20 protein-coding genes are annotated in these 19,303 nt (G+C 68.5%); 2 read left to right on the top strand and 18 right to left on the bottom strand.

The genetic code is table 11. The annotated features are described in order from the left end of the window. Window positions 1-22: 22 nt before the first annotated feature. Genes KHA85_RS12675 through KHA85_RS12650 form a run of 6 tightly spaced genes read right to left on the bottom strand, consistent with a single transcriptional unit; the run spans window position 23 to window position 6,612 of the window. Complete coding sequence (locus tag KHA85_RS12675; protein WP_213186050.1) at window positions 23-1,093, bottom strand: acyl-CoA dehydrogenase family protein; 1,071 nt, start codon at window positions 1,091-1,093, stop codon at window positions 23-25. After that, on the bottom strand, window positions 1,090-2,259 hold the full coding sequence (locus tag KHA85_RS12670) for an acyl-CoA dehydrogenase family protein (protein WP_213186049.1): 1,170 nt from the start codon (window positions 2,257-2,259) through the stop codon (window positions 1,090-1,092). The genes KHA85_RS12675 and KHA85_RS12670 overlap by 4 nt, the downstream gene beginning before the upstream one ends. Then, a complete protein-coding gene (locus tag KHA85_RS12665; RefSeq protein WP_213186048.1) occupies window positions 2,252-3,469 on the bottom strand; it encodes an acyl-CoA dehydrogenase family protein in 1,218 nt (405 codons plus the stop codon). The genes KHA85_RS12670 and KHA85_RS12665 overlap by 8 nt, the downstream gene beginning before the upstream one ends. A 16-nt stretch (window positions 3,470-3,485) precedes the next feature. Next, window positions 3,486-5,012 (bottom strand): class I adenylate-forming enzyme family protein, encoded by a 1,527-nt coding sequence (locus tag KHA85_RS12660; protein ID WP_213186047.1) that lies wholly within the window; start codon window positions 5,010-5,012, stop codon window positions 3,486-3,488. Continuing rightward, window positions 5,009-5,839, bottom strand: a complete 831-nt coding sequence (locus KHA85_RS12655) for an SDR family oxidoreductase (protein WP_213186059.1) — start codon at window positions 5,837-5,839, stop codon at window positions 5,009-5,011. The genes KHA85_RS12660 and KHA85_RS12655 overlap by 4 nt, the downstream gene beginning before the upstream one ends. Window positions 5,840-5,850: 11 nt before the next feature. Next, a complete protein-coding gene (locus tag KHA85_RS12650) occupies window positions 5,851-6,612 on the bottom strand; it encodes an SDR family oxidoreductase (RefSeq protein ID WP_213186046.1) in 762 nt (253 codons plus the stop codon). Between the two features lie 107 nt (window positions 6,613-6,719). Between KHA85_RS12650 and KHA85_RS12645 the strand changes: the two genes are divergently transcribed. Then, on the top strand, window positions 6,720-7,190 hold the full coding sequence (locus tag KHA85_RS12645; protein WP_120285578.1) for a MaoC family dehydratase: 471 nt from the start codon (window positions 6,720-6,722) through the stop codon (window positions 7,188-7,190). Between the two features lie 203 nt (window positions 7,191-7,393). On the opposite strand, the gene KHA85_RS12640 is transcribed toward KHA85_RS12645, so the two are convergent. The 3 genes from KHA85_RS12640 to KHA85_RS12630 are packed head-to-tail and all read right to left on the bottom strand — an operon-like array spanning window position 7,394 to window position 9,875. Continuing rightward, on the bottom strand, window positions 7,394-7,897 hold the full coding sequence (locus KHA85_RS12640) for a thioesterase family protein (protein WP_185952163.1): 504 nt from the start codon (window positions 7,895-7,897) through the stop codon (window positions 7,394-7,396). After that, window positions 7,894-8,847 carry an NADPH:quinone oxidoreductase family protein gene (locus tag KHA85_RS12635; protein WP_120285580.1) on the bottom strand — a complete coding sequence of 318 codons (954 nt, stop codon included), beginning with the start codon at window positions 8,845-8,847 and terminating at the stop codon, window positions 7,894-7,896. Before KHA85_RS12635 ends, KHA85_RS12640 begins: the two co-directional genes overlap by 4 nt. Window positions 8,848-8,873: 26 nt before the next feature. Further along, on the bottom strand, window positions 8,874-9,875 hold the full coding sequence (locus KHA85_RS12630; RefSeq protein WP_213186045.1) for an NADP-dependent oxidoreductase: 1,002 nt from the start codon (window positions 9,873-9,875) through the stop codon (window positions 8,874-8,876). A gap of 142 nt (window positions 9,876-10,017) precedes the next feature. On the opposite strand from KHA85_RS12630, the gene KHA85_RS12625 reads away from it, so the two are divergent. Next, window positions 10,018-10,803 (top strand): SDR family oxidoreductase, encoded by a 786-nt coding sequence (locus tag KHA85_RS12625; protein ID WP_213186044.1) that lies wholly within the window; start codon window positions 10,018-10,020, stop codon window positions 10,801-10,803. Between the two features lie 79 nt (window positions 10,804-10,882). Here KHA85_RS12625 and KHA85_RS12620 read toward each other — a convergent pair whose 3' ends face one another. The 9 genes from KHA85_RS12620 to KHA85_RS12580 form a co-directional block, all read right to left on the bottom strand. Further along, the gene (locus KHA85_RS12620) at window positions 10,883-11,590 is read right to left on the bottom strand and encodes an ABC transporter ATP-binding protein (RefSeq protein WP_213186043.1); all 708 of its coding nucleotides are present in this window, start codon (window positions 11,588-11,590) and stop codon (window positions 10,883-10,885) included. Next, entirely contained in the window at window positions 11,587-12,366 is a 780-nt protein-coding gene (locus tag KHA85_RS12615; protein WP_213186058.1) for an ABC transporter ATP-binding protein, read from the bottom strand. The genes KHA85_RS12620 and KHA85_RS12615 overlap by 4 nt, the downstream gene beginning before the upstream one ends. Beyond that, the gene (locus tag KHA85_RS12610) at window positions 12,366-13,409 is read right to left on the bottom strand and encodes a branched-chain amino acid ABC transporter permease (protein WP_213186042.1); all 1,044 of its coding nucleotides are present in this window, start codon (window positions 13,407-13,409) and stop codon (window positions 12,366-12,368) included. Before KHA85_RS12610 ends, KHA85_RS12615 begins: the two co-directional genes overlap by 1 nt. After that, entirely contained in the window at window positions 13,406-14,272 is an 867-nt protein-coding gene (locus tag KHA85_RS12605; RefSeq protein ID WP_213186041.1) for a branched-chain amino acid ABC transporter permease, read from the bottom strand. Before KHA85_RS12605 ends, KHA85_RS12610 begins: the two co-directional genes overlap by 4 nt. Before the next feature lie 79 nt (window positions 14,273-14,351). Beyond that, window positions 14,352-15,566 (bottom strand): ABC transporter substrate-binding protein, encoded by a 1,215-nt coding sequence (locus tag KHA85_RS12600; RefSeq protein ID WP_213186040.1) that lies wholly within the window; start codon window positions 15,564-15,566, stop codon window positions 14,352-14,354. A 194-nt stretch (window positions 15,567-15,760) separates the two neighbouring features. Beyond that, entirely contained in the window at window positions 15,761-16,444 is a 684-nt protein-coding gene (locus KHA85_RS12595) for a TetR/AcrR family transcriptional regulator (RefSeq protein ID WP_213186039.1), read from the bottom strand. A gap of 9 nt (window positions 16,445-16,453) precedes the next feature. Continuing rightward, complete coding sequence (locus KHA85_RS12590) at window positions 16,454-17,521, bottom strand: phosphotransferase family protein (RefSeq protein ID WP_120285589.1); 1,068 nt, start codon at window positions 17,519-17,521, stop codon at window positions 16,454-16,456. A 4-nt stretch (window positions 17,522-17,525) separates the two neighbouring features. Next, on the bottom strand, window positions 17,526-18,746 hold the full coding sequence (locus KHA85_RS12585) for an acyl-CoA dehydrogenase family protein (protein ID WP_213186038.1): 1,221 nt from the start codon (window positions 18,744-18,746) through the stop codon (window positions 17,526-17,528). A 30-nt stretch (window positions 18,747-18,776) separates the two neighbouring features. Beyond that, the coding region (locus tag KHA85_RS12580) for an HAD family hydrolase (protein ID WP_213186037.1) at window positions 18,777-19,303 on the bottom strand (527 nt) is incomplete at its 5' end.

The following is a 19,303-nucleotide window of genomic DNA, read 5'->3' as shown; positions in this document are numbered from 1 at the left end:
GTAGTGGTCTCGGAACGGGTTGTCAGCTCACTGGGAGATCCACGAGCTCAGCGAGGTCGGTGCGGTGACGGTCCGGCGTGCCGAGGGCGAGTTGATCAGATTTCGCTCGTTTCAGCCTGGTGTGGACCGGCGCCTCCCACGTCATGCCGATGCCGCCGTGCAGTTGCAGGGCCTCCTCCGTGGCCCGAACGGCCGCATCGGAGCAGAAAGACTGGGCGAGGGCCTGGGCCACGTACTTGTCGGGGTCGTCTTCGGCGAGCGTGGCGGCGGCATATCGGGCGGCCGCCTGGGCGTTGACGAGGAGCAGATAGAGATCGGCCAGCCGGTGCTTGATCGCCTGGAAGGAACCGATCGGCCGGGCGAACTGCACACGGTTCTTCGTGTAGTCCACGGTGGCCTCCAGGCTCCACCGGGTCAGTCCGAGCTGCTCCGAGGCAAGGAGCGCGGCACCTGCCGCGAGGGCGGCGTCGACGGACTCGGTGGCCGTGCGTCCGGAAGCGACCTCGGTGCCGGCGCCCGCAACGACGACCCGGGCCAGCGGCCGGGTCACGTCCAGCGAGACAATCGGCGTGAGATCCACTTCGTCCCGGTCGTAGGCGCGTAGGGAGGTGCCGCCATCGGCGTCCCGGACCGGGACGAGGAACAGGTCGGCCCCGAGCGCCCCGGCGACCGGAGCAGCGTCGTGGTCTACCGGCGACCACGACCCCCGCCGGGCGGTCCACGGCAGAACGAGCGCAGCTGTGCGCTCACCCGCTGCGAGCGCCGGGAGGAGAACCTCGTCGCCAGCGTGAACGAGGGCGGTGGTGGCGATGACCGCGCTGGTGAGGAAGGGCACGGGCGCGACGGAGGCCCCCAGCTCCTCCAATACGACTGCGGCTTCGCGAGCGCTCGCATCAGACCCCCCGAGGCTCTCGGGAACGAGCAGGCCGGCGAGGCCGAGCTGCTCGGCGAGTACCCGCCACATGGTGGTGACGTCGGTATCCGGCTCGTCGGCCAGACGGGTGAGAAGCGCGTCATCGTGAGTGCGCCGGAGAGCGGAACGGACGCTCAGGCGCAGGGATTCTTCGACATCAGAATTAAGTAGGTCGATCATCGCGGCACGTCCTTGAAGGCGATCCCCTTGTCAGGGCGGTGGTCGGCGGGCAGGCCGAGCACTCGCTCGGCGATGACGTTTCGCATGATCTCGCTGGTGCCTCCCTCTATCGAGTTGCCCTTGGCGCGGAGGTACCGGTAGCCGGGGCCGTGCCCGAGGAACGAACCTCCCTCGGGCCGCACCATCGTCCAGTCGTGGTACGTCAGACCTTCCTCTGGCGCTACCTCGAGAGCGAATCCGCTCACCTGCTGCGCCTGGTGGGCGAAGGCGAGCTTCATCGCGGAGGTCTCCGGGCCCGGCTGGCCCGCCTCGAGGGACTGACTCAGACGCTCTCCGGCCAGCCGGGTCACCTCGGTGTCGACCCACCACTGCATGAGCTCGGCGTGGTGGCCCGGCGTGCGCACGGACACGTCCTCGCGCCAGCGCCGGGCCACGAGACCGATCTGGCCCGCCTCGCGGACGTTGCCGGCGCCGATGGCGACACGCTCGTTGTTGAGCGTCGTCGTGGCCACCTTCCACCCCTGACCGACGTCGCCGACCCTGTTGCTGTCGGGCACCCGGACGCCGGAGAGGAACACCTCGTTGAACTCGGCCTCGCCGGTGATCTGGCGCAGCGGCCGTACGTCGACGCCGGGCTCCGTCATGTCGAGAATGAAGTAGGTCATCCCTGCATGCTTGGGAACGGAGGTGTCGGTGCGGGCGAGGAGGATCGCCAGATCGGCGTTATGAGCCCCGGAGGTCCACACCTTCTGCCCGTCCACGACCCAGTCGTCGCCGTCGCGGACCGCGCGGGTGGCGACGGCCGCGAGGTCCGATCCGGCGCCGGGCTCGCTGAACAGCTGACACCAGACTTCGGTGCCCGCGAATAACGGCCGCAGGTAGCGCTGCTGCATCTCTTCGCTACCGAACGCGAGAATCGTCGGTGCGGCCATACCCAGGCCGATGCTGTTGCGTCCGAGGTCCGGTCGCGGCGCTCCCGCCGCGTCGAGCAGTGCGTCGACCTCCAGCTGTCGTCCCCGGGCCAGGCCCAGCCCGCCCTTCCCCTCGGGGAAGTGAACCCAGGCCAGCCCTTGGTCGAACTGTGCGGCGAGGAACTCTGCACTCGTCGTGGTCTGGGGGTCGTAGCTCGCGAGGAGTTGTTCGACCCGCTCGTGCAGATCAGACATCGGCCGTCATCCTGCGGATCTCGTTGCGGGCGAGCGCATTCTTGTGCACCTCGTCGGGACCGTCGGCGAAGCGGAGGGTGCGGACCTGGGCATACCACTCCGCCACCGGGAAGTCCTGGCTCAGACCGCCGGCGCCGTGCACTTGAACCGCCTTGTCGAGGATCCATTCGACCGTGGCGGGCGCGGCGATTTTGATCGCCTGGATCTCCGTGTGAGCCCCCTTGTTCCCCACGGTATCCATCAACCAGGCGGTCTTGAGGGTGAGTAGACGAAGCTGCTCGATTCGCACCCGTGACTCCGCGATCCAGTCACGGACGACTCCCTGCTCCGACAACGGCTTGCCGAAGCTGACGCGGCTCGCGGCCCGGGCGACCATGAGCTCGAGCGAGCGCTCGGCGATCCCGATAAGGCGCATGCAGTGGTGGATGCGGCCGGGCCCGAGCCGGGCCTGGGCTATCGCGAATCCCGCCCCCTCCTCGCCGATGAGGTTGCTCACCGGAACCCGTACATCGGTGAAGTCGATCTCCGCATGTCCACCGTGGTCGCGGTCGTCATAACCGAACACCTTCATCCCGCGGCGGACGTCGACCCCCGGGGTGTCGCGTGGAACGAGGACCATCGACTGCTGCTTGTTACGTGCGGCCGAGGGATCGGTCTTGCCCATGAGGATGAAGACCTTGGCGTTGGGGTTCATCGCGCCGGAGATGTACCACTTGCGACCGTTGATGACGTACTCGTCACCGTCGCGCACGATCGAGGTCTCGATGTTCGTCGCGTCCGAGCTCGCGACGCGGGGCTCGGTCATGGCGAAGGCCGAACGGATCTCGCCGTCGAGGAGCGGCTGTAGCCACTGCTCCTTCTGCTCCGGGGTCCCGAACATGTGCAGCACCTCCATGTTGCCCGTGTCCGGGGCCGCGCAGTTGGTCGCAACCGGGGCGATGTGCAGGCTGCGCCCGAGCACCTCGCACAACGGCGCGTACTGGAGGTTGGTCAATCCGGCGCCGTCCTCGCCGGGGAGGAAGAGGTTCCACAATCCCTGCCGGCGGGCTTCTTCCTTCGTCTGCTCGATGATCGGCGGCGGCGACCAGCGGTCGGGGGCCGCGTCGAGCTGCTCCTGGTAGGTCGCCTCGATCGGGTACACGTGCTCATCCATGAAGACGTCGAGCTGCTCCTGCAGCTCGGCGGTCCTGGCGTCCGTCGTGAAATCCACGGGTCGCTCCCTTCGTTCAGGTGGTGGGGGTGGCGGTCCGGGCGGGCCGTTCACCGGTTGCCGCGATGTCGCCGCGGTCGATCTGACGCTTGAGGATCTTTCCGGTCGCCCCCTTGGGGAGAGCTTCGACTACCTGGTAGATCCGCGGGACCTTGTAGGCGGCGAGCTGCTCGGAGAGCCACGCACGCAGGTCGGCGGGGACAATCGTCGAGCCGGGCTGCGGGGTGACCACGGCCGCTATCTCCTCGCCCAGCTGCTCGTCGGGGACTCCGATCACCGCCGCTTCGAGGACATCGGGGTGGTTGTAGAGGACCTCCTCGACTTCGCGGGGATAGACGTTGTAGCCACCACGGATGACTAGGTCCTTCATGCGGTCGAGAATCCACAGGTCACCGTCCTCGTCCATCCGACCGATGTCACCGGTGAGGAACCAGTCGCCGGAGAAGGCCGCTGCGGTCGCCTCGGGCCGGTTCCAGTAGCCGCTCATCACGTAGGGGCCCTGGATGGCCACCTCGCCGGTCTCGCCGGGCGGCAGCTCCCGGCCCTGCTCGTCGAGGATCGCGAGCGAGCCACCGGGCAGCGCGCGGCCGACGCTCATCTCCTTGCGCGGGTGGATCTCCCGGTTGAAGCTCGCCGCGCCCGCGGTCTCGCTCAGCCCGTAGCCGTCGAGGACCGTGGCGCCGAAACGCTCGTGGAAGGCCTGCCCCACCGACAGCGGCAGCGCGGCCCCTCCCGACGACGCGATGCGCAGGGAGGCGAGGTCCTCGCGGGTCACGTCCGTCTCGGCGTGGAGCATGGCGTTCCACATCGTCGGGACGCCGGCGACCGCGGTCAGCTGCTCGTCGGCGGCCATGCGCAGCAGCCCCGCCGGATCGAAGGGCCGCTGCAGGGACATGCACCCACCAGAGGTGTAGACGGTCGACATCACCGACGACTGACCGAAGACGTGGAAGAGCGGGAGTGCCGTGCCCATGCTCTCCCCCGGCCCGAGGTCGAGCGCCTCCGCGAGGGACGCGCCGCAGGACAGGAGGTTGCCGTGGGTGAGGATCGCGCCCTTGGGCGCGCCCGTCGTCCCCGAGGTGTAGAGCAGGACGGCGGGGGCATCGGTGGCCAGGTCAGCCGGGTCGGGTGCACCCTCGGGTGCCGGGACGCAGTCCGGCTCGAGCACCCAGAGCGGGATGTCAGCCGCAGCGGCGGTCGCGGTGACGGCCCCAGCGGTCTCGTGCCAGCCGAGCGCGGTGCTGCACCCGGCGTCCTCGACGAAGTGGGTCAGTTCGCGCTGGGTGCACAGCGGGTTGACCGTCACGGCCGTCGCCCCGAGGGCGAGGGTCGCGTAGTAGGTGATGATGAACTCCGCGGCCGTCGGAACGACCATGAGGACCCGGTCACCGCGGCGCACGCCCCGTGCGGTGAGCTCCTCCATCGCCCCGCGGACCGCGGTGCGCAGCTCGACGAAGGTCCACGAGCGCTCACGCTCGCGCACGGCATCGGCGTCGGGCGTCTCGTCGGCCCAGCGCCAGACGAGGTCGGCGGCGTTGGTCATCGGGATTCTCCTCTCAGGTGACGCTGGTAGCGCTGCATGCCGCGGATCCACCGGTCGGGGTCATCGACCTTGCGGCGCTGCATCTCGCGCACATCGGCGTGCGGGGTGATCAGGAAGGTGCCCTCGGCGACCGCGGCGAGGACCTGGTCGGCCACGTCGCGCGGCGCGAGCACCTCGCCGGCGCCGGTCACCGCCGCGGCGGCGACCCGACCCCCTTCGCCGTCGGAGGTGCTCATGCCGGAGCGCAGCATGTCGGTGTCGACGCCCATCGGGCACAGGCAGCTGACACCGACGCCCTGGTCGCCGTAGGCCACCGCGAGCCACTCGGCGAAGCCGACCGCGCCGTGCTTGGTAACCGAGTACGTGGCCGAGCCGATCTGCGTGAGCAGACCGGCGGCCGAGGCCGTGGAGACGAAGTAGCCGCTCCCGCGCTCGACCCACCCGGGGACGAGCTGGCGTGCCGCCCGGGTGTGGGCGAGGAGGTTGACGTCGAGGGCGAGCGCCCACTGCTCGTCGGTGGCCTCCAGACCGGATCCGTCACCGACCCCTGCGTTGGCGAAGTAGATGTCGACGTCGCCGCCGAGCTGCTCCTTGGCCGCCGTGATCATCCGGGCGATGTCGGCGTCGTTCGAGGCGTCGCCCGCGACGGCGACGACCGACTCCGCCCCCGCCGTCGCGGCGAGCCGCTCAGCGGTAGCGGTCAGCCGGTTCTCGTCGAGGTCGGAGACGACCACCCGCGCGCCGGCCTCGAGGAGCGCCTCGGCCAGCGCCGCGCCGATGCCGCCGGCCGCGCCGGTGACGACCGCGACCTTGTCCGCGACCTGCATTCCGGCCGCCATCAGTCGCAGGGGTTGCCGGCGACGTAGAGGACCTGGCCGGTGGTGAAGCCAGCCCCCTCGCTGACGAAGAAGGAGACGGCGTGCGCGATGTCCTCGGGCTTGCCGGTGCGGGCGACCGCGGCCCGCTCACTCGCCGCCTTCTTCAGGTCATCGAAGCTGATGCCGGTCCGGGCCGCGGTCTCGGCGGTCATCTCGGTCTCGATGAAGCCGGGGGCGATCGCGTTGGCGGTGACGCCGAACTTGCCCAGCTCGATGGCCAGGGTCTTGGTGAAGCCCTGCATGCCGGCCTTGGCGGCGGAGTAGTTGGTCTGGCCGCGGTTGCCCTGGGCCGAGGTCGAGGAGAGGTTGACGATGCGGCCGTACTTCTCCTGGGTCATGTACGCCTGGCAGGCCTTGGTCATGAGGAAGGCGCCACGCAGGTGCACGGCCATGACCGAGTCCCAGTCCTCGACGGACATCTTGAAGATCAGGTTGTCCCGGATGATGCCGGCGTTGTTGACCAGGACGGTCGGCGCGCCGAGCTCGTCGGCGATGCGTCGGACGGCGGTCTCGACCTGCTCCGGGTCGGAGACGTCCGCGCCCACGGCGAGCGCCCGACCACCGGCGGCGGTGATCTCCTCGACCACCGGCACGCAGGCCGACTCGTCGAGGTCGAGGACGGCGACGGCCATCCCGTCGGCGGCGAGGCGGCGAGCGATGCCCGCTCCGATCCCTCGGGCCGCACCGGTGACGACGGCGACGCGCTGCTGGTCAGTGGTCATGTGAGAGCTCCTGTGGTCTCGACGGCGGGATTTCTCGACCATACTTGAACCCGTCTTCATGTTCAACTAGGTTCGAGGCATTCCCGTCGTGACCGAAGGAGCTCACCATGACCCAGACCGCACAGCACCGCCCGACCTCCGTACAGGACCTCAAGGACCTCGTCGGCGTCGAGCTCGGCCCCACCGAGTGGCACGTCGTCGACCAGGCCGCCATCGACGGCTTCGCCGACCTGACCGGTGACCACCAGTGGATCCACGTCGACCCCGAGCGCGCGAAGGACAGCCCCTTCGGCTCGACGATCGCGCACGGCCTCTACAGCCTCTCGCGCACGCCCGCGTTCTTCGAGGAGCTCATGGCCTTCGACGGGTTCACCCACAGCCTCAACTACGGCTACGACCGGATCCGCTTCCTCCACCCGCTCCCGGTGGACTCGCGCATCCGGATGCGCGCGGAGGTGACCGACGTCGAGGAGACCTCCCCCGGCCAGGTCAACGTGGTCACCAAGCTCACGGTCGAGGCCGACGGGATCGACAAGCCGATCCTCATCGCCAACTCGATCGGCCGCTTCAGCGTCTGACCCGCCACCTCGCCACCGGCGTCGTCTGCAGATCTGGTGCTGCGGACGGCGCCGGTTCCTCGTTGATGGCGTCCATGACGCCCTCGAGGCAGCGTGCACTCGCTGCACGCAGCGGCGCTCGCCCGGCTCGGGGCCACCCCTGACGACGACACCCCTGACGACCCGCCCTCGCGGATCGTCAGGGGTGTCGTCGTCAGCAGCGTTCAGCGGCGAACGCCCATGGGGCCGGCGAGAGGGAGCGACCACGGCAGGGACCGGTGCCGCTCCAGCTCGGCGTCGATGCGCTCGGCGAGGTCGGACGGGAACGGCGCCAACCGCCGGGTCCGCAGGTCGACGTGTCCCTCGACGAACTCGACGGTGTTGGCGAGCGCACCGGTCGTGTGGTTGACGACGACGGAGATGCCGTGGAAGACCTTGTCCCCTCGGTCCAGCCAGCGCACGTGCGCGGAGATCTCCTCCCCGATGCGCACCTCGGCGAGGTAGCGCAGGTGCTGCTCCATGCTGAAGACGCTCAGACCCCGGTCCTCACGGTAGGTGTCCTCGACGCCGACGCGGATGAGCTCGGCCTCGGCCGCCTCCATGTGGAAGCGGTAGAAGTGGGTGACGTTGACGTGGCCGTTGCCGTCCTCCCACTCGGGCGGGGCGACCACGCGACGGGCGGCGGGCAGCTCCAGGACCTCCTCCACGGAAGGCAGCAGGGCGATCACGGCAGCAGCACGACCTTCCCGGTGACCGTGCGACCTTCGAGGGACTTCAGGGCGGTCGCGGCGTCGTCGAGGGCGTGGGTGGCACCGACGACCGGGCTGAGCGCCCCGCTGCGCAGGTGCGGGAGCATCGCTTCCCACTCCTTCTTCACGTGGCCGGGGCGGCGCATCGCGTAGGCACCCCAGCCGACGCCGAGCACCGAGATGTTGTTCAGCAGCAGCCGGTTGACCTTGACCGTCGGGATCTCGCCGGCGGTGAAGCCGATGACCAGCAGTCGGCCGTGCTCCTTGAGCGAGCGAAGGGAGTCGGTGAAGCGGTCACCTCCGACCGGGTCGACGACGATGTCGACGCTCGCCTTGCCGACCGACTCGAGGAAACCGTCGGCGAGGACGATCTCGTCCGCACCCGCGGACCGGGCGATCTCCCCCTTCGCCTCCGTGGAGACCACGCCGATCACACGACCGGCACCGAAGGCCTTGGCCATCTGGATCGCGGCCGTCCCGATGCCGCCGGAGGCACCGTGCACGAGCACGGTCTCGCCCTCGGCCAGCCCGCCGCGCTCGATCAGCGCGAAGTAGACCGTCGCGTAGTTGAAGGTGAAGGAGGCGGCTTCCTCGAAGGAGACCTCGTCCGGAAGGGGGAAGGTCAGGTCGACCTGCGCCTGGGCCTTCTCCGCGAAGCCACCGAGCAGCGACAGCGCGGCCACCCGGTCACCCGGGGAGAAGCCACTGCCTTCGGGGGCGCTCTCGACCACGCCGGCGACCTCGGCCCCGGGCACGAAGGGGAGGTCGGGCTTGACCTGGTAGAGCCCCCGGGTCTGGAGCAGCTCCGGGAAGGCGACCCCCGCAGCCTTGACCGCGATCGTCACCAAGGAGGCGTTGGACGGCTCGGGGATGTCGACGACCTCGACCGCGTCGGGTCCGTCGAGGGTGGAGATGTGGATGGCGCGCATGGTCACGTCCTTGTGGGTGATGGTGGTCAGACCTTGAGGAGGAGCTTGCCGGTGTTGACCCCGTCGAAGAGGCCGAGCAGTGCGTCCGGGAACCCGGCGACACCGCCCTCGAGCACCGTCTCGGTGGCGACGAACGTGCCCTGCTTGATCAGGGCCGAGATCGCGGCGATGCCCTCGGGGTACCGGTCGAGGTAGTCCGAGGCGAGGAAGCCCTGCATCCGCGCCCGGAAGACGAGCAGTGACATGTAGCGCTTCGGCCCCTCGGCCAGGGTCTCGTCGTTGTAGGTCGAGATCGCGCCGCAGATCGCGATCCGGGCGCCACGGGCGAGGCTGGCCAGCGCGGCGTCGAGCAGCTCGCCGCCGACGTTGTCGAAGTACACGTCGACACCGTCGGGGGCCGCGCGACGGACCTGACGCAGCAGGTCACCCTCCTTGTGGTCGATGACCTCGTCGAGGCCGAGCTCACGCAGCCAGGCGACCTTGTCGGGACCGCCGGCGACACCGATGACACGGCACCCCTTGGCCTCGGCGAGCTGGGCGACGGTGCTGCCGACCGCTCCGGCGGCCGCGGAGACGAGCACGGTCTCACCGGCCTGCGGCTGACAGACGTCCTCGAGACCGAAGTACGCGGTCATCCCGGGCATGCCGAGCGCACCGAGCCAGGTGCTCATGGGCGCGACGTCGAGGTCGAGCTTTTCTACCCCCTTGCCGTCGGAGAGCGCGTACTCACGGACGCCGAAGGTGCCGCTCACGGCGTCCCCGACGGCGAAGCCCTCGTGCCGGGAGGCGATGACCTCTCCCGCGGCGAAGGCGCGCATGACCGCGCCGATACGCACCGGCGGGATGTAGGAGCGCACGTCGTTGAGCCAGCCGCGCATGGCCGGGTCGAGGGAGATCAGCTGGATCCGCACGACGAACTCACCGTCACCGGGCTCGGGGACCCCGGCAGAGGCGAGCTCCCACGTGCTGTCACTCGGCCGCCCGTGGGGGCGCTCGGCCAGACGGATCTCTTGGGACGACCAGCTCATGCGAACTCCTGATGGTGCTGCGGGGAAGGGTGGTGCCACCTTCCCACAACATGAATCTGACCTCAACTTGTTCTTGAACCAAGATTCAAGTCCCGCTACGGTCGAGTCAGCACCATCCACCCCTCCGACGCAAGGACTGCACATGGACTTCACCTCCCTCTTCTCCCTCGACGGGCGTGTCGCGCTCGTCACCGGCGGTTCCCGCGGCATCGGCCGGATGATCACCGAGGGCCTGCTGAGCCAAGGAGCCCGCGTCTACATCACCGCCCGCAAGGCCGAGGCCTGCGAGGCCACCGCCGCTGAGCTGTCGCAGCAGTACGGCACGGGCCGGTGCGTCGCGCTCCCGGCCGACGTGTCCAGCACGGCGGGCATCGCCGGGCTGCTCGAGGCCTTCCGCGAGCGCGAGGACCACCTCGACATCCTCGTCAACAACGCCGGGGCGGCGTGGGGAGCCAACTTCGACGAGTTCCCCGAAGACGGGTGGGACAAGGTCATGAACCTCAACGTCAAGACCCCCTTCTTCCTCACCCAGCAGGCCAAGGACCTGCTCCTCGCGGCCCACGAGCGCGGCGGGCACCTGGCCAAGGTCATCAACATCGGCTCGATCGACGGCCTGTCGCTCAACCCGCTGGAGACGTACTCGTACCACGCGAGCAAGGCGGGGATCATCCATCTGACCAAGCGGATGGCCGTGCGTCTCGCCCCGGAGGGCATCGTCGTCAGCGCCATCGCTCCGGGAGCCTTCGCGTCGACCATGAACAAGGAGGCGCGCGACCACGCCGACGAGATCGCCGGGAAGATCCCTTCCGGCCGCATCGGTCGGGACGAGGACATGGCCGCCGCCGCGGTGTACCTCGCCTCGACCGCGGGTGACTACGTCGTCGGCACCACCCTCACCGTCGACGGCGGGGTCACCATCGCCCGGTGACCCCGGGCACGACTCCCCCACGACGAAGGACGCCCGACCGGTGAACCCGGTCGGGCGTCCTTCGTCGTGCGCGCGCGGGTCACACGCCGAGGTATGCCTGTTGCACCGCAGGGTCGCTCGCCAGCTCCCCGGCCGCCCCGGACAGGACCACACGGCCCTCCGCCAGGACGTAACCGGTCGAGGCGACCTTCAGAGCGGACTTGGCGTTCTGCTCGGCGAGCACCACGCCGATCCCCTCCTTGTTGATCCCGACGATCGCGTCGAAGACCTGCTGCGTGACCAGGGGCGCCAACCCCATGGACGGCTCGTCGAGGATCAGCATCTTCGGATCCGACATCAAAGCGCGGCCGATGGCCACCATCTGCTGCTGCCCACCGGACAACGAGCCAGCGGGCTGCCTGCTCTTGTCCCTCAGGATCGGGAAGAGCTCGTAGGTGCGCTCGAGCAGGGTCTGGACGCGGTCCTTGTCCCGCCGGCCGACGTAGGCACCGAGCAGCAGGTTCTTCTCCACCGACATCCGGGGGAAGAGGTGCCGCCCCTCGGGGCAGTGCGCCAGGCCCTTGCGGACCATCGCCGCCGTGGTGCTGCGCGTGCAGTCCTCCCCCTCGAACTCGATACGGCCGCCGCTCGGCCGCAGCACACCGCTGATGGTCCGGAAGAGGGTCGACTTGCCCGACCCGTTGGCGCCGAGGATGACGGTGAGCTCACCGGCACCGGCCGTGATGTCGACGCCGTGGAGGACGTCGCCTGCTTCGTACCCGGCACAGAGTCCGGTGACGGTCATCATGAGGTCGCTCCTGCCGAATCCGCGTCGGCACCGAGGTAGGCCTCGATGACGAGCGGGTCGTTCTTGATCTGCTCGGGGGTGCCGATGGCGATCCGCTGACCGTGGTCGAGGACGACGATCTGGTCGGCGAGGTTCATCACCATGGACATCTTGTGCTCGACCAGGCACACCGTGATGCCGCGGTCGATGACCTGTCGGATCAGATCCCCGAAGGCCTCCGTCTCCTCGTCCGTCGTCCCGGCCGCCGGTTCGTCGAGCAGCAGCAGCCGCGGCTCGGTCGCCAGCGCCTGCGCCAGCGAGATCCGCTTCTGCGACTCCTGTGGCAAGGTCGAGGCGATCTCGTCCTTGAGGTGCACCGCCCCTACGAACTCGAGCTCCCTCAGGGCCGTGTCCAGGCTGCGCCGCTCATCGCGTCGGTGCCGCGGGGTGTGGAGCACCGCGTCGAGGGCGTGCGACCGGGACCGGACTGCGCACGCCGCCAGGACGTTGTCCAGCGTGGTCGCCCCGTCGAAGAGATGAGTGGTCTGGAACGTGCGTGCGATGCCCTCCCCCACCGTCTGGTGCGGCTTCATACGGGTGATGTCCCTCCCTTCGAAGGTCACTGACCCGCTCGTCGGCGTGTAGAAGCCGGCGAGGAGGTTGAACAGGGTCGACTTGCCGGCCCCGTTCGGACCGATGACGGCCGTGACCTGCCCCTGCGGGACGTCGAAGGAGACGTCCTTGACGGCGGCGAGACCGCCGAAGTTCTTGCTCAGTTCGCGTACCTGGAGCAGCATCAGTGCACCTCGTTGGGGCTCGGGCGGAGGCCGGCCGACGTCGCGTCGGTCTCCACGGGCGGCTCGGGCGTGTTGTTGCCACTGCGGTGTGATCCTCGACGACGGGCCGTGAGCATCGCGTTGAGGTAGCCGACGATGCCTTTGGGGGCGAAGATCACGAGCAGGACGATGATCGGACCCAGGACGATGAAGCGGTAGGACTCCAGGTCCTGCAGCATCTCGAAGAGGAAGGTCACGAGCACGGTGCCGACGATCGGCCCCGTCACGGTCCCCATCCCGCCGATGAGCAGGTAGAGCAGGAACGTGAAGGTCAGGTCGATCCCGGCCAGGTCCGGCCCGATGAAGCCGGTGAGCGAGGCGAAGAGTCCACCCGCCAGTCCGGCCGTACCCGCGGAGGCCGTGAAGGCCAGCTGCTTGTTCAGGGCGACGTTGACACCGATCGACTTGGCCAGGTCCTCGGAGGTGCGGATGGCCACCAGTGCGCGACCCGAGCTCGAGTTGAGCACCGCGTGCGTGGTGTACGCCGCGCCGCCGAGGAAGAACAGGACCAGGTAGTACAGGGCCGTCGGCTCGGAGAAGTCGATCGGCCCGATGGCCTCCGGCAACTTCACCCCGCTGACGCCGGAGTGCGCGTGGGTGACGCTCTCCCAACGGGTGACGATGATGAAGATCAGGAAGCCCAACGCCATCGTGAAGATCGCGAAGTAGGCGCCCTGCGTCCGCAGCGCGATCAGTCCGGAGGCGTACCCGAGGAGGGTCGTCACGGCGATCGCCAGGAGGAAGGAGCCCCAGAAGGACCAGTCGTAGTCGGTCGTCAGGAGCCCGACGATGTAGGCACCGACGCCGAAGAAGGCACCGTGTGCCAGGGACAGCTGTCCGGTCAGACCGAGGATGATGTTCAGCCCGTAGGCCGCGATCGCGTAGATGGCAGCCATCGTCACGATCCGCAGGAGGTAGGGCTGTCCGCTCAGGACGAAGGGTGCCACGAGGAAGGCGATCGCGATGAGCGCGGCGCCCAGCAGTCGCGGGTTGATCCGACTCATCGCTGTTCCACCGTTCCGAAGATGCCCGTGGGCCGGATGGCCAGGACCGCCATGAGGACGACGAAGATCGCCGCCTCACCGGCCGCCACGGAGATGTACGTCGAGGCCATGGTCTCGGCGGTCGCGATGGCGAAGCCGCCGATGATCGCTCCGGGCAGGGAACCCAGGCCGCCGAGGATGATGATCGCGAAGACGATCAGGTTCAGCGACTCACCCATGGTCGGGGAGAGCAGCTGGATGGGTGCCACGAGCCCGGCGGAGATCGCCACGAGCGCGAAGGACACCGCGAAGGTCACCATCGACACGACGCTCGGGTTGATCCCCACGAGCGCGGCGCCGGTGCGGTCCTGCTCGACCGCTTCGATCGCCTGGCCGTGCACCGACCGCTTGAGGAACCAGGTCAGGGCGAGCAGCACGATGACGGCGGTGACGATGATGATGATCCGCTGGGTCGAGATCTGTGCACCGCCGAGCGTCAACCGCCCGCCGAAGGGGGAGTCCATCCGCAGGAACCCGGTGCCCCACACCTCTTGGACCAGGGAGATGAGGAAGAACATCACGCCCACGGTCGCGATCATGTGGTGGGTGTGCGGCGCATTGCGCAGCGGGTGGAAGATCAAGCGTTCGAAGGCGATGCCGATCACGGCGAGGATCGCCGCGGCGATGACGATCGCCACCACGTAGGGCAGGCCGACGTCGACGAGCATCGCGTAGGTGAAGTAGCCGCCGAGCATGTAGAGGGCACCGTGGGCGAGGTTGGGGAAGCCCAGGACACCGAAGACGAGGGTCAGACCGACCGCGGCCAGGCAGTAGATGCCGCCGAGGGCCAAGCCGTTGATCAACTGCTGAATGAAGAGAGTCACCTGTCACCCCTGAGTGGATGTGGAAGGTTGGCAGGAAGGAGGCGCCGGCCCCCGTGGCGTGCCACGGGGGCCAGCCGGCTCACTCCTTGGGCTGCTCGATCGGGAAGACCTCGTACTCGCCATCCTTGGTGCGGTGGCTCGCCATGAGGTCCTCGGCGATGAGGTGGCCCTTGTCGGTGATCCGGTCCGGGGCGAAGGCCACCCGGAAGGACTCGTCGACCTCGGTGATGCTCTCGCCCATCGCCTCGCGGATCGCCTCAGGGTCGTCCGTGGTCCCAGCAGTCTCCATCGCCTTGATGAAGATCGGCAGCGCCTGGTAGTTCAGCGCGATGTCGGCGTTGACCGGCTTGTCCGAGGAGAACTTCTCCTTGTACTTCGCGATGAAGTCCTCGGTCCCGTCGAACTGGTTCAGGGCCGCGATCCCGACCGAGTTGTTGAGGTTCTTCGGGTCGGTGAACTCCTCGAGCTCCTCGTACTTCGCCTGGTCGAGGATCATGAAGGAGCCCTTGAAGCCCTGCTTGCGGGCCTCCTCGATGATGATCGCCGTCGGCTGCGAGGGGCCGCCGACGAGGATAACGTCGGGCTTCTCCGAGAGCGTCTTGGAGACCGGGCCGGCGAAGTCGGAGACGGTGCCGTAGTTGATGTTGTTGTTGGACAGCACCTCGCCACCGGCCTCCTCCCAGGCCTTCGTCGCGTGCTTGGTCCACTCCTGGCCGAACTCACTGGCAGTGGCGAGCAGGCCGAGCTTGCCCTTGCCCTGGGTGTCGGCCTTGGCGATGAAGGGGTCGATGTAGCTGACGAAGGACGGCGGGATCATCACCGTGAGCGGGTTGTTCGCCGCGAGGATGTCCGGGTCGGAGCTGTAGGCGCCGATGAGGAAGTCGGCCCGACCGGTGGAGTTGAGCTCCTGCGCCGCCTTGATGCCGCCGGCGTGCGGGATGAAGACGACGACGGCGCCTTCCTTCTGGACCAGGCGCTGGGCGTTGGTCCCGGTCGTCCCCGGCTGGTACTGGTCGTCGAGGCTCTCGAGCTTGACCGTGTACTCCTTGCCGTCGACCTCGACCCCGGCCTCGTTGATCTCGTCGATGGCCATCTGCAGGCCGTTCTGGACGTTCTTGCCGTACTCCGCAGCACCGCCGCTGATCCCTGCCGAGTACCCGATGACGATCGTGCCCTCTTCGTCGGAGCCACCCCCTCCCCCGGAAGACCCGCAGGCTGCCATCGTGGCCACGAGACCGGCGCCGGTCAGGACGGCGACAGAGCGGATGGTGCGATTCAACAGTGCTGCGGCCATCTGGCTTCTCCTCATTGAGAATGATGAATCCGGGTTCAGATTCAACTTTAACCGAGGATAGAAAAGGTCCCAAGGGAAGTCAATAGATGTCCACACCCTTCGTGAGGGTCACGCCGGATTGCTCCTCACGCGCACGACGGGGGCCCGTCGCTGGCGAGCGACGGGCCCCTTCGTGAGTGGGTCGAGATGTGCGGTCAGTCCGCGCGCAGCTCCGGGGAGGTCAGTCCGAGCGCGTTGGTCCACAGGCGGGTGGCCGTGTCCACGAGATCGTCGACAGGGACCCCGACGTCGGACGAGAAGACGTCCTGCGCAAGACGGGAGATCATGCCGGAGAGGGCCATCGAGGCCATCGTCGCGTCCACCCGACGGTCGGCCAGGCCCCGCTCCTGGAGTTCGGCGATCGCCCGCGCGTTGCGGGTGACGAAGGCGTCGGCGCGAGCGCGACGCATCTCCCGGAAGCGCGCATCGACCGCAGCGACCTGCAGCAGCAGCTGGTTGAGCCGGGCATTGCGGCGGTAGGCCTCGAAGTAGGCACGGTTGCTCGCGGCGATGATGGCGATCGGGTCATCGGAGGCCTCGATCCGACCCGTACCCGGGTGGAGCATCTCGCTCTGCGCCTCGTGCAGCACGGCCGCGAAGACCTCGTCCTTGCTGTCGAACCAGGTGTAGAAGCTCCCGATCGAGCACTTCGCCTCGGCGGCGATGTCGACGAGGCGCGAGTCGACGTACCCGTCGCGCTCGAAGACCGTCCGCGCCGCCGCGATGAGCGCATCGCGCGTGCGACGACCACGCGCGGTCTGTGGCTGCGACCCCAGCTTGGTGGGGTCGACCATATCGGGGGCGTCGCTGGCGGCGCTGTCGCTCGGCATGGCGGTCATGGTATGTCGCTACGCCGTCTCATCCAGCACGTGGTGCGCCGCGACGACGATCTGGTCGACCGCCTCGGCGGGGATCTGGCCCGCGGCGGTGAGGTTGCGCGGGTCGTCGAGCTGGCGCCGTCGCACCCCCTCGAGGATGATCGCGAGCTTCCACAGTCCGAGACCGTGCCAGAAGGGAACGGACGAGACGTCCCGTCCGGTGACCGTGGCGTAGTGCTCGACCAGCTCGGCCCGCGTCGCGAAGCCGGGCACCGTCGAGGCGTTGAAGCGCATCGTCGGCGGGTCGCCCGCCTGCGGCCAGTACGCGAGGACGGTCCCGAGGTCGGCCAGCGGATCCCCCAGCGTGCACAGCTCCCAGTCCAGGATGGCCCGCACCGTCGCGTCCGCGGGGTCGATGATGATGTTGCGCAGGTGGCTGTCGCCGTGGACGAGGGTGATCTCGCCCGCCTGCGGGACGAGCCCGGTGAGGCGTTCGGTCAGCCGGTCCAGCTCAGCCAGGTCACGGGTGCGGGAGAGCTCCCACTGCCGCGACCACCGACGCAGCTGACGCTCGCCATACGGCTTGTGACTGGCCAGGTCGGCCAGACCGACCTCCTCCAGGTCGACGGCGTGGATCGCGCGGAGGGTCTCGATGAGGGAGAGCCCGACGCGGTGGCGAGCCGACGGCGAGAGCCTCTCGGCGTCACTGCGGTCGTCGAGCACCGCCCCGTCGACGAAGGACACGGCGAGCACCGGCACGTCGGTGACCTGCGGGTCCTCGCAGAGCCCGTGAACCACAGGCAGCGGCACGTCACTGCCCTGCAGCGCCGAGAGGATGCGGTGCTCGCGGGCGACGTCGTGCGCGGAGGCCAGCAGCTCGCCGAGCGGGGGTCGCCGCAGCACCAAGCGACCCCCCTTCGCCCCGGTCACGAGGAAGGTGAGGTTGGACTGCCCCAGACCCACGCGCTGGAAGGTCATCGGGGACTCCAACCCGGCGTCGAGGCCCTCGATCCACCGCGACATCGCCTCGGTGTCGAGCCCCTCAATCGCCGTGCTGCTGCTCTTGTCACTCACGGTGACCCCTTCCTCGGTGACCATCGGTTTACTTCTTACCCCACTGCGGGTCGCGGCGACGGTACTCCCGACGGGCGATGGTCATCTTGTGCACCTCGTCGGGTCCGTCCGCGAGGCGCAGCGTACGCATGTGCGCGTACCACTGGGCGAGCGGGAAATCGTCGCTGACGCCGCCGCCCCCGTGCACCTGGATGGCCCGATCGATCACCTTGAGGGCGACGTTTGGCGCGGCGACCTTGATCGCGGCGATCTCCGTGCGCGCCACCTTGTTGCCGACGGTGTCCATCATGTGTGCCGCCTTGAGGGTGAGCAGCCGCGCCATCTCGATCTCGATGCGGGACTCGGCCACCCAGTCCATGACGTTGGCGCGGTTGGCCAGCGGTTCGCCGAAGGTGACCCTCGACTGCGCGCGGTCGATCATCAGGTCGAGGGCGCGCTCGGCGACACCGATGGCGCGCATGCAGTGATGGATGCGGCCCGGCCCCAGGCGGGCCTGGCTGATCATGAAGCCATCCCCCTCGCCGGCGAGGAGTGCGTCGACGGGCACGCGCACGTCGGTGAAGGTCACCTCCGCATGACCTTCACGGTCCATGTAGCCGAAGACGGGCAGGCCACGTTCAATCTTCACCCCCGGGGTGTCGATCGGCACGACCGTCATCGACTGCTGCCGGTGAATGGGGGCGTCTGGATCGGTTTTGCCCATGACGATCATGACCTTGCAGTTCTTGTGCAAGGCGTTCGACGTCCACCACTTGCGCCCGTTGATAACGTACTCGTCACCATCGCGCACCATGCAGGTCTCGATGTTGGTCGCGTCGGAGCTCGCGACGGCGGGCTCGGTCATCGCGAAGGCGGAGGCCATCTCGCCGGCGAGCAGCGGCTTGAGGTACTTCTCCTTGTGCTCGTCGGTGCCGAAGAGGGTGAGCACCTCCATGTTGCCGGTGTCCGGGGCGTTGCAGTTGATGGCCTCGGGTGCGATCTCGAGGCTGCGGCCGGTGATCTCGGCCAGGTGGGCGTACTCGAGGTTGGTCAGGCCCGGCCCCCACTCGGGGTGCGGGTGGAAGAGGTTCCACAGGCCTTGGCTGCGCGCCTCCGCCTTGAGGTCTTCGAGGATCTGCGGCTGGTGGTTCGCGTCGTTTGATGCACGCATCTGCTCGTGGTAGACGCTCTCGGCCGGGTAGACGTGCTCTTCCATGAAGGTGAGGAGACGGTCGCGGTAGTCCTGTCCGCGTTCGCTGAGTTCAAACATCGTGGTGGTCCTTTTCTGATGGCGTTCCGGCTACTCGCCGGCGACGGATGGGGCAGGAAGGTGCAAGAGGTCGTGAACGACGCCGATCGTCTCCTCGGCGGTTCGGTGGAGGATGCCGGTGATCCCCAAACGGGCAGCACCGACGAGGTTGTGCTCGAGGTCGTCGACGAGAAGGCACTCATCCGGTGCCACACCGAGCCGAGCACACGCGATGCGGTAGATCTCGCGTGATGGTTTACGTACACCCACCTGAGCGGAGATCACACTGACATCGAAGAGTTCGTCGAGGTCGATGCGGGAATAACAATCCCGACCGAGGGAGTTGGAGACGAGCGCCACCGGTACGCCTGCAGCACGAATCCGGCGGACCAGGTCGATCATCGGCAGGTCCAGCTCGAGGTGGGCGCCCAGGCCGGCCAGCAGCCCCCGCGCCTCGACCTTCCCCCCTGCCTCGACAAGGGCTGCCGCGAACGCATCCTCGAAACCCTCATCATCCAGCTGCCCCACCTCGTGCTCCACCAGCGCAGAGCGTGCCCCTTCATGGGTGCCGAGCACGC

The sequence above is a fragment of the Dietzia massiliensis genome (assembly GCF_018390595.1).
Classification (GTDB): domain Bacteria; phylum Actinomycetota; class Actinomycetes; order Mycobacteriales; family Mycobacteriaceae; genus Dietzia; species Dietzia massiliensis.
The sequence above is the reverse complement of the archived record's forward strand: the minus strand, read 5'-3'. Positions and strand labels throughout refer to the sequence as shown.

Bases quoted from the DNA above. Each gene is read 5' to 3' on its own strand.
- KHA85_RS12675 (WP_213186050.1), bottom strand. From the start codon at position 1,093: ATGATCGACCTACTTAATTCTGATGTCGAAGAATCCCTGCGCCTGAGC.
- KHA85_RS12670 (WP_213186049.1), bottom strand. From the start codon at position 2,259: ATGTCTGATCTGCACGAGCGGGTCGAACAACTCCTCGCGAGCTACGAC.
- KHA85_RS12660 (WP_213186047.1), bottom strand. From the start codon at position 5,012: ATGACCAACGCCGCCGACCTCGTCTGGCGCTGGGCCGACGAGACGCCC.
- KHA85_RS12655 (WP_213186059.1), bottom strand. From the start codon at position 5,839: ATGCAGGTCGCGGACAAGGTCGCGGTCGTCACCGGCGCGGCCGGCGGC.
- KHA85_RS12650 (WP_213186046.1), bottom strand. From the start codon at position 6,612: ATGACCACTGACCAGCAGCGCGTCGCCGTCGTCACCGGTGCGGCCCGA.
- KHA85_RS12645 (WP_120285578.1), top strand. From the start codon at position 6,720: ATGACCCAGACCGCACAGCACCGCCCGACCTCCGTACAGGACCTCAAG.
- KHA85_RS12635 (WP_120285580.1), bottom strand. From the start codon at position 8,847: ATGCGCGCCATCCACATCTCCACCCTCGACGGACCCGACGCGGTCGAG.
- KHA85_RS12630 (WP_213186045.1), bottom strand. From the start codon at position 9,875: ATGAGCTGGTCGTCCCAAGAGATCCGTCTGGCCGAGCGCCCCCACGGG.
- KHA85_RS12625 (WP_213186044.1), top strand. From the start codon at position 10,018: ATGGACTTCACCTCCCTCTTCTCCCTCGACGGGCGTGTCGCGCTCGTC.
- KHA85_RS12620 (WP_213186043.1), bottom strand. From the start codon at position 11,590: ATGATGACCGTCACCGGACTCTGTGCCGGGTACGAAGCAGGCGACGTC.
- KHA85_RS12615 (WP_213186058.1), bottom strand. From the start codon at position 12,366: ATGCTGCTCCAGGTACGCGAACTGAGCAAGAACTTCGGCGGTCTCGCC.
- KHA85_RS12610 (WP_213186042.1), bottom strand. From the start codon at position 13,409: ATGAGTCGGATCAACCCGCGACTGCTGGGCGCCGCGCTCATCGCGATC.
- KHA85_RS12600 (WP_213186040.1), bottom strand. From the start codon at position 15,566: ATGGCCGCAGCACTGTTGAATCGCACCATCCGCTCTGTCGCCGTCCTG.
- KHA85_RS12595 (WP_213186039.1), bottom strand. From the start codon at position 16,444: ATGACCGCCATGCCGAGCGACAGCGCCGCCAGCGACGCCCCCGATATG.
- KHA85_RS12590 (WP_120285589.1), bottom strand. From the start codon at position 17,521: ATGGTCACCGAGGAAGGGGTCACCGTGAGTGACAAGAGCAGCAGCACG.
- KHA85_RS12585 (WP_213186038.1), bottom strand. From the start codon at position 18,746: ATGTTTGAACTCAGCGAACGCGGACAGGACTACCGCGACCGTCTCCTC.